Annotated in this window: 12 protein-coding genes, 1 pseudogene and 1 riboswitch; of the genes and pseudogenes, 1 reads left to right on the top strand and 12 read right to left on the bottom strand. The window is 71.4% G+C overall.

All coding sequences use genetic code 11. The annotated features are described in order from the left end of the window. Positions 1 to 9: 9 nt before the first annotated feature. From ACFU99_RS21995 to ACFU99_RS21970, 6 genes are all read right to left on the bottom strand, one after another. Positions 10 to 975, bottom strand: coding sequence for a YgfZ/GcvT domain-containing protein (locus tag ACFU99_RS21995; protein WP_384394502.1), 966 nt, complete (start codon positions 973 to 975; stop codon positions 10 to 12). 25 nt (positions 976 to 1000) lie between these two features. Further along, the gene (locus tag ACFU99_RS21990; protein WP_384394500.1) at positions 1001 to 1438 is read right to left on the bottom strand and encodes a Fur family transcriptional regulator; all 438 of its coding nucleotides are present in this window, start codon (positions 1436 to 1438) and stop codon (positions 1001 to 1003) included. Between the two features lie 20 nt (positions 1439 to 1458). Continuing rightward, positions 1459 to 2487, bottom strand: a complete 1029-nt coding sequence (locus ACFU99_RS21985) for an ABC transporter substrate-binding protein (protein ID WP_384394498.1) — start codon at positions 2485 to 2487, stop codon at positions 1459 to 1461. A 20-nt stretch (positions 2488 to 2507) separates the two neighbouring features. Then, on the bottom strand, positions 2508 to 3302 hold the full coding sequence (locus tag ACFU99_RS21980; protein WP_384394496.1) for an ABC transporter ATP-binding protein: 795 nt from the start codon (positions 3300 to 3302) through the stop codon (positions 2508 to 2510). Then, complete coding sequence (locus ACFU99_RS21975) at positions 3302 to 4396, bottom strand: FecCD family ABC transporter permease (RefSeq protein ID WP_384394495.1); 1095 nt, start codon at positions 4394 to 4396, stop codon at positions 3302 to 3304. Before ACFU99_RS21975 ends, ACFU99_RS21980 begins: the two co-directional genes overlap by 1 nt. Before the next feature lie 124 nt (positions 4397 to 4520). Next, a riboswitch (cobalamin riboswitch) is annotated at positions 4521 to 4606 on the bottom strand. 50 nt (positions 4607 to 4656) lie between these two features. After that, the gene (locus ACFU99_RS21970; protein WP_384394492.1) at positions 4657 to 5220 is read right to left on the bottom strand and encodes an FABP family protein; all 564 of its coding nucleotides are present in this window, start codon (positions 5218 to 5220) and stop codon (positions 4657 to 4659) included. 276 nt (positions 5221 to 5496) lie between these two features. On the opposite strand from ACFU99_RS21970, the gene ACFU99_RS21965 reads away from it, so the two are divergent. Then, positions 5497 to 5862: a DsrE family protein gene (locus ACFU99_RS21965; RefSeq protein ID WP_384394491.1), complete on the top strand. Its 366-nt coding sequence runs from the start codon at positions 5497 to 5499 to the stop codon at positions 5860 to 5862. Between the two features lie 24 nt (positions 5863 to 5886). Here ACFU99_RS21965 and ACFU99_RS21960 read toward each other — a convergent pair whose 3' ends face one another. The 6 genes and pseudogenes from ACFU99_RS21960 to ACFU99_RS21935 form a co-directional block, all read right to left on the bottom strand. Continuing rightward, positions 5887 to 6165: a DUF3099 domain-containing protein gene (locus ACFU99_RS21960; RefSeq protein WP_384394489.1), complete on the bottom strand. Its 279-nt coding sequence runs from the start codon at positions 6163 to 6165 to the stop codon at positions 5887 to 5889. Positions 6166 to 6297: 132 nt separating this feature from the next. Then, positions 6298 to 6585 carry a DUF1416 domain-containing protein gene (locus ACFU99_RS21955; RefSeq protein WP_384394487.1) on the bottom strand — a complete coding sequence of 96 codons (288 nt, stop codon included), beginning with the start codon at positions 6583 to 6585 and terminating at the stop codon, positions 6298 to 6300. 38 nt (positions 6586 to 6623) lie between these two features. Continuing rightward, positions 6624 to 7460, bottom strand: coding sequence for a sulfurtransferase (locus tag ACFU99_RS21950; protein ID WP_384394485.1), 837 nt, complete (start codon positions 7458 to 7460; stop codon positions 6624 to 6626). A 163-nt stretch (positions 7461 to 7623) separates the two neighbouring features. Beyond that, on the bottom strand, positions 7624 to 7704 hold the full coding sequence (locus ACFU99_RS21945; RefSeq protein WP_362163676.1) for a putative leader peptide: 81 nt from the start codon (positions 7702 to 7704) through the stop codon (positions 7624 to 7626). A gap of 217 nt (positions 7705 to 7921) precedes the next feature. Beyond that, on the bottom strand, positions 7922 to 8632 hold the full coding sequence (locus tag ACFU99_RS21940; RefSeq protein ID WP_384394483.1) for a DUF2993 domain-containing protein: 711 nt from the start codon (positions 8630 to 8632) through the stop codon (positions 7922 to 7924). Positions 8633 to 8733: 101 nt separating this feature from the next. After that, a pseudogene (locus tag ACFU99_RS21935) lies at positions 8734 to 9083 on the bottom strand (hypothetical protein); the annotation flags it as partial.

The raw sequence follows: 9083 nt of genomic DNA, 5'->3' as shown, positions 1-9083 counted from the left end.
GCCGTAGGGCTACGGCTCCACGACCACTTCCTGTGCCGCCGCCGTCCCGTCCGCGATCAGCGCGGCATCGAGCGGCACGTTCCGCTTCACCAGCGCGAGCGCGATCGGCCCCAGCTCGTGGTGGCGCGCGGACGTCGTGACGAAGCCCAGCTGACGCCCCTCCGGGCCGTCCGCCGCCAGCCGTACGGGCGCGCCGTGTGCGGGCAGCTTCACCTCGCTGCCGTCGAGGTGCAGGAAGACCAGCCGTCGCGGCGGCTTGCCCAGGTTGTGCACCCGCGCCACCGTCTCCTGGCCGCGGTAGCAGCCCTTCTGGAGGTGCACCGCGCCGCCGATCCAGCCCAGTTCGTGCGGGATGGTGCGGTGGTCGGTCTCCAGGCCGAGCCGGGGGCGGTGCGCCTCGACGCGCAGCGCCTCGTACGCGAGGGAGCCCGCGGCCGGTCCGTGCCCGGCGGCGAATTCCTCCAGGCCGGCCCGCGGCAGGAACAGGTCGCGGCCGTGCGGCGTCTCGCGCACCGTCACGCCGTCCGGCGCCGGGGCGATCGAGCCCGCCGGGAGGTGCACCACCGCGAAGTCGTCGGTGCGGTCGGCGACCTCGACGCGGTAGAAGAACTTCATGCTTTCCAGATAGGCGATCAGCGCCTCCTGGGTGCCGGGCTCCACGTGGATCCACGTGGTCTCCCCGTCGTCGACGAGGTAAAGGGCGTGCTCGATATGGCCGTTGGCGGAGAGGATCAGCGCCTCCGTGGCCTCGCCGGCCGGGAGTTCGCTGACGTGCTGGGTGAGGAGCAGGTGCAGCCAGGCCAGGCGTTCGGCGCCGGTGACGGTGACCACTCCGCGGTGCGAGAGGTCCACGAAACCGGTGCCGTCGGCGAGCGCGCGCTGCTCGCGGAACAGGTCGCCGTAGTGCGCGGCGACTCCTTCGTCGGGGCCCTCGCCGGGGACGGCGCCGGGCAGCGACAGCAAAGGGCTCTTCATAAACCCCAGCCTACGACCCGGCGGCCTATGACTCGGCGGCGGCGGCCTTCCCGGCGCACTTCGCGCACTGTCCGAAGATCGCGAAGTGCCTCATGTCCGTGTCGAACCCGAACCGCTCGCGCAGCGTCTCGGTGAACGGCTCCGCGACCGACAGGTCGGCCTCGATCACGTCCGTGCAGTCCCGGCAGACCAGGTGTATGTGGTGGTGCCGGTCCGCGAGGTGGTACGTGGGCGCGCCGTGCCCGAGGTGGGCGTGGCTGACCAGTTTCAGCTCCTCCAGCAGCTCCAGCGTCCGGTAGACGGTGGAGATGTTGACGCCCTTGGCCGTGCGCCGCACCTCGGTCAGGATGCCGTCGGGCGTCGCGTGCTCCAGCTTGTCGACGGCCTCCAGTACGAGCTGGCGCTGCGGAGTCAGCCGGTATCCGCGCTTACGGAGATCGCTCTGCCAGTTGGTGTCCACCACGCCGCCCAGTGTAGGCAGCCTCAGCCCGCGCGGACCTCCTTCAAGTAGTCGGCGAGCGCCGCGATGGCGGACGGATTGCGGGGGCTCTCCACCAGGTCGACGTAGTCGAGGACGAAGACGCGGTGGTTCTTGACGGCCTTGACGTTCGCCAGCGGCGCGTAGGACATCAGGAACTTCTTCTTCTCCTCGGCGTTGGGCGACCCGTAGTTGTTGATCAGGATGACCTCGGGGTCGCGGTCGACGACCGACTCCCAGCTCACCGTCGCCCAGGTGTCCTTGAGGTCCCCCATCACGTTCGTGCCGCCGGCCTTGGTGATGATGTCCTGCGGCCCCGCGTACGCGCCCGACGTGAACGGCTTGTCCTGGCCGGAGTCGTAGAGGAAGACGGACGGGCGGTGGCCGTCCTTCGGGATCTTCGCCTGGGCGTCGGCGACCCGCTTCTTGAAGTCCGTGACGAGCCCCGCCGCCCGGTCCTCGACGTCGAAGATCTTCCCCAGCGTCGCCATGTCCGTGTACAGGGCCTCCAGCGGCGGCATCACGCCGCGCGACTTGGCGGAGGAGCCGTTGCGGCAGGACTCGGTCAGCACGTACGAGCCGATGCCGAGTTTCTTGAGGCCGGCGGGCGTGAAGCCGTCGCCTTCGCCGAAGCCGTAGTTCCAGCCCGCGAAGACCATGTCGGCCTTCGCGTCGAGGACCAGCTCCTTGTTGATCTGCTTCTTGGACAGCCACTTGACCTTGTCGTAGCCGTCCTTCCAGGGGACGTCCTCGCGGCTGGCCTTGTAGTCGGGCATCACGTACCCGGCCATGTGCTCTTCGAGGCCGAGCGCGAACATGATCTCGGCTATGCCCACGTCGTTGGTCACCACGCGCTGCGGCGCCTTGTCGTACGTCACCTTCTGGCCGCAGTTCTCCACCGTCACCGGGTAGTGGCCGGAGCCTTTGGCGGCCTTGCCTTCGGAGCCGGCGGACTTGACCTCGGCGCCGCAGCCGGTCAGGGCCAGGGCGAGGGCCGCGACGGCGGCGACGGCGGTGGCTGCGCGAGCGTGCATGGCGGGGGACGTCCTTAGAGTCATGGGGCGGTGGGGGCGATGGCCGTGGTGGGGAGCCGGTCGAAGAGCAGCTGCGGAGCACCGGACTCCGGATGCGGCACGCGGTGCGCCCGTACCCCGAAGACCTCGGCGAGCAGTTCGGGGGAGAGCACCTCGTGCGGCGGGCCCGAGGCCACGATCCGGCCGCGGGCGATGACGTACAGCACGTCGCAGTGGCCGGCCGCCAGGTTCAGGTCGTGCAGCGCGGCCAGCACCGTCAGTCCGCTGCCGCGCACCAGCGCCAGGACCTCCAGCTGCTGGGCGATGTCCAGGTGGTTCGTCGGCTCGTCCAGGACCAGCACCCGCGACTCCTGGGCCAGCGCGCGGGCGATCAGCACCCGCTGCTTCTCGCCGCCCGACAGGGTCAGGAAGCCGCGGTCGGCCAGATGGTCCGCGCCGACCCGGCCGAGCGCCTCGGCGCAGGCCGCGGCGTCGGAGGCGGTGGCGCGCGCGACGGCCTTCTGGTGCGGCAGCCGCCCCATGGCGACCACCTCGGCGGCGGTGAAGTCGAACTCGTTCACCGACTCCTGCGGCAGCGCGGCCAGCGCCCGCGCCCCCTCCCGTACGTCCATGGCGTGCAGGTCCGCGCCGTCGAGCCGGACGGCCCCGGCGGACGGGCGCAGCGCCCGGTAGACGCAGCGCAGCAGGGTCGACTTGCCGCTGCCGTTGGGGCCGACGAGCCCGACGAGCTGTCCGCTCTCCGCCCGCAGTGTGATGTCCTCGACGATGCGGGCGCCCGCTATCGCGACCGACAGGTCCTCGACGTCCACGCGCATCAGGCGCCTCCGAAGGTGTAGCCGCGGCGGCGCATCAGCAGCACGAAGCAGGGCACGCCCACCACGGCCGTGATGACGCCGATGGGGAGTTCCACGGGCGCGAGCAGCACGCGGGAGATGATGTCGACCCATACGAGCAGGACGGCCCCGAGCAGCGGGGCCACCGCCAGCACCCGCCGGTGGTCGGCGCCCACCAGCATCCGGGTGATGTGCGGGACCATCAGCCCGACGAAGCCGATGGCGCCGCTGACGGCGACCACGGCCCCGGTGACGCCCGCCGCGGTCACGAACAGCTGCTTGCGCAGCCGCCCGGCGTCCACGCCGAGCGCCGCGGCCGTCTCGTCGCCCATCGCGAGGGCGTTCAGCCGGCGCGCGGACCAGGCGAGGTGCGCGAGCCCGGCCAGCACGGCGCCGGCCGCGATCGGCACGGAGTCCCAGGACGCCCCGCCCAGGCTGCCCAGCAGCCACATCATCGCGGAGCGTGCCGCCTCGGCCCGGTCGGAGCTGAAGACCATCAGGGTGCTGATCGCCGAGAAGCCGTAGTACATGGCGGTGCCGGTCAGCACGAGGCGCAGGGGGGTGAGGCCCTGCGGGGTGCGGGCCGCCGCGTAGACGAGCGCCATCGCGGCGAGCGCCGCGGCGAACGCCGCCGCCGACAGCGCCCAGATGCCGAGCGCCCCCAGCGCGCCGAAGATCAGCACGGCGTTGGCGCCGACCGCGGCCCCGGAGGAGATGCCCAGTACGAACGGGTCGGCGAGGGCGTTGCGGACCATGGCCTGGACGGCGACGCCGATGGCGGAGAGCCCGGCGCCGACGATCGCGGCCAGCAGCGCGCGCGGGAAGCGCAGTTCCCACACGATCGTGTAGGCGGAGACGTCCTCGGGCGCGATCGTCCCGCCGGTCAGCCCGGCCCGCAGAAAGCCGAACACCGCGCCCCAGCTCAGGCCGGAGTAACCCATCGCCACCCCGCAGGCCAGCGACAGGAGCAGCGCCACGGCGAGCGCGGCGACCAGCGGCAGCAGGGGCAGGCGGCGCGGTGGGGGCGGGCCGCCGGGCGCGGTGCGCGCGCCGTCGGCCGGGGAGGTGATCGCCACGGGGAGTCGGTCGCCTTAGCCTCGGGCCGCTTCCGTACGTACGGAGAGGCTGCCCCGAGCGGCGCTCGGCCGGGCGGCGTCCCCTCGCAGTCCACGGCGAGTTGTCAGGAGCTGTGGCCGCCGCGGGTGATCGGGCTCGCGGCGCCGCGCGTTCGCACGCGGCACCGCCCACCGTTGCGGGTCAGCGCCGGATTCTCACCGGACTTTCCCCGCGGGGCCGTGATCTTTGGAGTTCTCGGGCTCGTCGGAAGCCCGGCTCCCTACTTGAAGAAGGCGATGCCGTCGTCGGGCAGGTCCTTCAGGTCCTTCGCCCATTCGCTGGGGTCGACGACCTTCTTCAGGTGCGCCGACATGTACGGGCGCATCGGCACGTCCGGCGTGGACTTCTCGCCCACCCACATGAGGTCGCTGTTGACGTAGCCGTAGAGCCGCTTGCCCCCGCTGTACGGGCCGGCGGCGGCGGTCCGCGCGATGGCGTCGGTGACCAGGTCGATCTGCGGCTTCTGGTCGGCCAGCTCGCCGTACCAGATCTCCACCACGCCCTGGTCGCGGACCATCACGACCTCGACCTTGCGGTCCTTGTCGATGCGCCAGTAGCCGGTCTCGGTCTCCAGCGGCGCGACCTTGCGGCCCTCGCCGTCGAGCCGCCAGCTGTGCGAGACGTACTCCAGGAAGTCGCGGCCGTCGTGCGTGAAGGTCACTTCCTGGCCGAAGTTGCACTTCTCGGTGCCGGGGAATTCGGCGACGCCCGCTCCTTCCCAGTTGCCGAGGAGGAAGGCGAGGGGCACGAGGTCCGGGTTCAGGTCGGACGGGATCTCGATCATTGGCTCAGGCGATCTGTAGGCGGAGGAAGGGGGTCAGCGCTGGCCCTGGTACAGCTTCTTCACGGACAGGCCGGCGAACGCGATGACGCCAACGGCGACCAGGACCAACAGGGCGGTGAAGAATGCCTCAAGCACGAGCGCGCTCCTAGGGCGGGGAGTGAGGGTGTACGGACCGTGGCCGAGTCTAGTCGCCGACGGTCGCGGCGGCGCTGTGAGGTCCGACGCGTCCCCGGTCCGGCGGAGTGGGGCGGGCCGTGCGGCTTCTAGAGTGGGCCCATGGCGAAGAAGCTCGTGATCAAGGTGACGGCGGGCGCGGACGCGCCCGAGCGGTGCTCGCAGGCGTTCACGGTGGCGGCGGTCGCCGTCGCGAGCGGCGTCGAGGTGTCGCTGTGGCTGACGGGCGAGTCCTCGTGGTTCGGCCTGCCGGGCCGGGCGGCCGAGTTCGAGCTGCCGCACGCCGCGCCGCTGCCCGACCTCATCGAGGGGATCACGGCGGGCGGCGGGACGATCACGGTGTGCACGCAGTGCGCGGCGCGCCGGGACATCGAGGAGAAGGACCTGATCGAGGGGGCCCGGATCGCGGGCGCGCAGGTCTTCGTCAGCGAGATCATGGCGGACGGCGTGCAGGCCCTCGTCTACTGAGACGCTATTACGCCGTAATAGGCGTCAGTGGCGGTGCTTCTTGCCGTCCAGCTCGTCCCACCAGCGGTCGGACTGCTTGTCCCCGGAGGGCGCGGACGGGTTCGGCGGCTCGTCCCACCAGCGGTCGTCGGGCCCCTTGCGGTTCGCGACGATCGCCGCGACGGGCGGGATCACCATCGCGACCAGGCACATGCCGACCGCGGCGGGGACCGACCAGATGCGTACGACGCCCCACGCCAGGACGAACAGCGCGATGCACGTGCCCATCATGGCGAAATACCAGTGCCGCCTTCGCGCGTACATGCCTCCACGGTACGACCGGGGGCCGGGCGGCGCGAAGGGCCGCGCCCCGCCAAGGCGTCCAACCCCGGGGTGCGGCCCTTCGGCCGTGCGTGTGCCGTCGCCGGACGGCGGTGTCGTGCGTTCTGAGGTGGCTCAGACCGCGATGGCGACCTCGGCGAGACCGCCGCGCTGGGCGACGACGGTGCGGTCGGCGGTCGCGCCCGGCACCAGGGCGCGCAGCGTCCAGGTGCCCTCGGCCGCGTAGAAGCGGAACTGCCCGGTCGCCGAGGTGGGCACCTCGGCGGTGAACTCGCCGGTGCTGTCCAGCAGCCGGACGTAACCGCTGACGGGCTCGCCGTCGCGGGTCACCGAGCCCTGGATGGTGGTCTCGCCGGGCTTGATGGTCGCCGCGTCGGGGCCGCCGGCCTTTGCTCCACACATATGGGGGTCCTTGAGAGTAGAGGGGTGCAACGGGAGGGTCAGTTGGCGCCGAGCTCGATCGGGACGCCGACGAGGGAGCCGTACTCGGTCCACGAGCCGTCGTAGTTCTTGACGTTCTGCTGGCCGAGCAGCTCGTGCAGCACGAACCAGCTGTGGGCGGAGCGCTCGCCGATGCGGCAGTACGCGATGGTGTCCTTGGCCAGGTCGACGCCGGCCGTCTCGTAGATCTCCTTCAGCTCGTCGTCGGAGCGGAAGGTGCCGTCGTCGTTGGCCGCCTTCGACCAGGGGATGTTGCGGGCGCTCGGGATGTGGCCGGGGCGCTGGGACTGCTCCTGCGGGAGGTGCGCCGGGGCGAGCAGCTTGCCGCTGAACTCGTCGGGGGAGCGCACGTCGACCAGGTTGAGGTTCCCGATCGCGGCGACGGCGTCGTCGCGGAAGGCGCGGATGGAGAGGTCCTGGTCCTTCGCCTGGTACGCGGTCCGGGCGCGGGTGGGCACCTCGGCGACCAGGTCGCGGGAGTCGAGCTCCCACTTCTTGCGGCCGCCGTCGAGGAGCTTGACGTCCTGGTGGCCGTAGAGCTTGAAGTACCAGTAGGCGTACGACGCGAACCAGTTGTTGTTGCCGCCGTAGAGGACGACCGTGTCGTCGTTGGCGATGCCCTTCTCGGAGAGCAGCGCCTCGAAGCCCGCCCGGTCGACGAAGTCGCGGCGCACGGGGTCCTGGAGGTCCTTCTTCCAGTCGATCCGTACGGCGTTCTTGATGTGGTTCTTGTCGTACGCCGAGGTGTCCTCGTCGACCTCGACGATGACGGTCTTCGGGTCGTCGATGCGGGCCTGGACCCAGTCGGCGTCAACCAGGACGTCGCTGCGGCTCATATATCTCTCCTCCGGGGCAGTTGCGGCGGTGCGGGCGATGCGGGCGGTGCGCGGTGCGGATGCGCGAGGGGGCGCGCGGCGGCACGGATACGCGGCGGCACGGGTGCGGCGCTGAGCGTCGGGCCCTTGCGGGGCCGAGGAAGAACGGGAGGTCAGCGTCGCTTCAGGCGCTGTGACAGAGCATGGCGGCGACGCGGCACAGGTCGACTGCCCGCCGCTTCGTGAGATCCGCCTGTCGCTTCATAGGCCCGATCGTAGGGACGGACGGGCGCGCATGTCACCGGGGTGTCGGATGGTGAGACAAAGTGTCTCGGAATGTGGGATGCGTGGGTGGGGCACGTGGCGGGAAAGGCGCCGTGCGGCCCGTACGGGCGTCCGTACGGGCCTTGCGCGCGCGACCCTTCTATCGTATGGACGTGCGCGTCTCGCTGAGTGGACGTGACCGGTCGCGTCCCGCCGGCTCAGCCCGCCAGCTCCACGTGGGAGCCGGTGACCGAGATGTCCACGCCCTGCTCGTTGGTGGTGATCTTGTCGAGCTTGATGCCGCGGGGCAGGCCGTCGATCCGCCGGTCGAAGTCGATCTTCTTGCGGATCAGGCCCTCCAGGCCCGGGATCTCCTGGCCGGGCACGCTGTCCGCGTGCAGCCGGATGGTGTTGCCGTTCACCATCGTGACGGTCGACAGCACGCTGCGCTCCACGGTGCGGCCGAGCACCGGCACCGGGACGCCCGCGCTGACCTTCACCTGGCTCTTGCCGTCCTTGTCGCGGCCGCCGTAGGAGACCTTCACGCCGGCGTCGGCGGCCTTGGAGAGGTCCTCGTAGGAGATATGGGCGGAGCCCGTCGCGTGGTCGGCGGTGGCGGACGAGAAGCTGCTGTTGATCTTCACGTCGTGCAGCGACGCGTCGAGCTTCGTGACCCGGATCGAGCGTCCGCCCGCGCTGGCCGAGACGCCGTCGAGGTTGACGTGGACCTCGTCCAGCTTCGAGTCCGCGACCTGGGTCAGGAACGGGAAGCCCTTGATCGACACGTCCGGCTTCTCGCTCAGGTTCTGGCTGCTCTTGATCTTCTTGGCCGCCTCGTCCTCGGCGAAGTAGACCGCGACCCGGTCGGCCGCCACGAACAGGATGCCCAGCACCACCACGACGATCAGCAGTATTCGCAGTCCGCGCATTGTTCTCCGTGCCCCCACGCTCTAGGTCAGGCCCCCTGCCCGTGCAGTGAGCCTAACCGGAGTCGATCGCGGGTGCGGCCGATCATGCGGGCCGACGGGCGCTACGCCAGGGCGCGGCCGAGCACGTAGACGACCGGGGCCGCCGCCGCGAGCGGCAGCGCGACGCCCGCCGTCATGTGCACGAACCGCGACGGGTAGTCGTAGCTCGCCACCCGCAGGCCGACCAGCGCGCAGACGCCCGCCGCCGCGCCCAGCAGCGCGCCGGACGCGCCGAGGCCGGTCAGCTGCCCGGCCACGACGCCCGCGCCCGCCGCGGCGACGAGGGAGACGACGAGCGAGGCCGCCGACGGCAGCGGCAGCGCGCGGACCACCACGGCGACCGCGACGCCGAGCGCCCCGGCCACCACGGCGTCGGAGTCCGCCGCCAGGTGCCCGGCCGCGACCACCGCCC

Source organism: Streptomyces sp. NPDC057654, assembly GCF_042800135.1.
Lineage (GTDB): Bacteria > Actinomycetota > Actinomycetes > Streptomycetales > Streptomycetaceae > Streptomyces.
This window is presented reverse-complemented; position numbering and strand designations above follow the sequence as displayed.

Bases quoted from the DNA above. Each gene is read 5' to 3' on its own strand.
- ACFU99_RS21965 (WP_384394491.1), top strand. From the start codon at position 5,497: ATGGCGAAGAAGCTCGTGATCAAGGTGACGGCGGGCGCGGACGCGCCC.
- ACFU99_RS21985 (WP_384394498.1), bottom strand. From the start codon at position 2,487: ATGCACGCTCGCGCAGCCACCGCCGTCGCCGCCGTCGCGGCCCTCGCC.
- ACFU99_RS21970 (WP_384394492.1), bottom strand. From the start codon at position 5,220: ATGATCGAGATCCCGTCCGACCTGAACCCGGACCTCGTGCCCCTCGCC.
- ACFU99_RS21960 (WP_384394489.1), bottom strand. From the start codon at position 6,165: ATGTACGCGCGAAGGCGGCACTGGTATTTCGCCATGATGGGCACGTGC.
- ACFU99_RS21955 (WP_384394487.1), bottom strand. From the start codon at position 6,585: ATGTGTGGAGCAAAGGCCGGCGGCCCCGACGCGGCGACCATCAAGCCC.
- ACFU99_RS21980 (WP_384394496.1), bottom strand. From the start codon at position 3,302: ATGCGCGTGGACGTCGAGGACCTGTCGGTCGCGATAGCGGGCGCCCGC.
- ACFU99_RS21950 (WP_384394485.1), bottom strand. From the start codon at position 7,460: ATGAGCCGCAGCGACGTCCTGGTTGACGCCGACTGGGTCCAGGCCCGC.
- ACFU99_RS21995 (WP_384394502.1), bottom strand. From the start codon at position 975: ATGAAGAGCCCTTTGCTGTCGCTGCCCGGCGCCGTCCCCGGCGAGGGC.
- ACFU99_RS21940 (WP_384394483.1), bottom strand. From the start codon at position 8,632: ATGCGCGGACTGCGAATACTGCTGATCGTCGTGGTGGTGCTGGGCATC.
- ACFU99_RS21945 (WP_362163676.1), bottom strand. From the start codon at position 7,704: ATGAAGCGACAGGCGGATCTCACGAAGCGGCGGGCAGTCGACCTGTGC.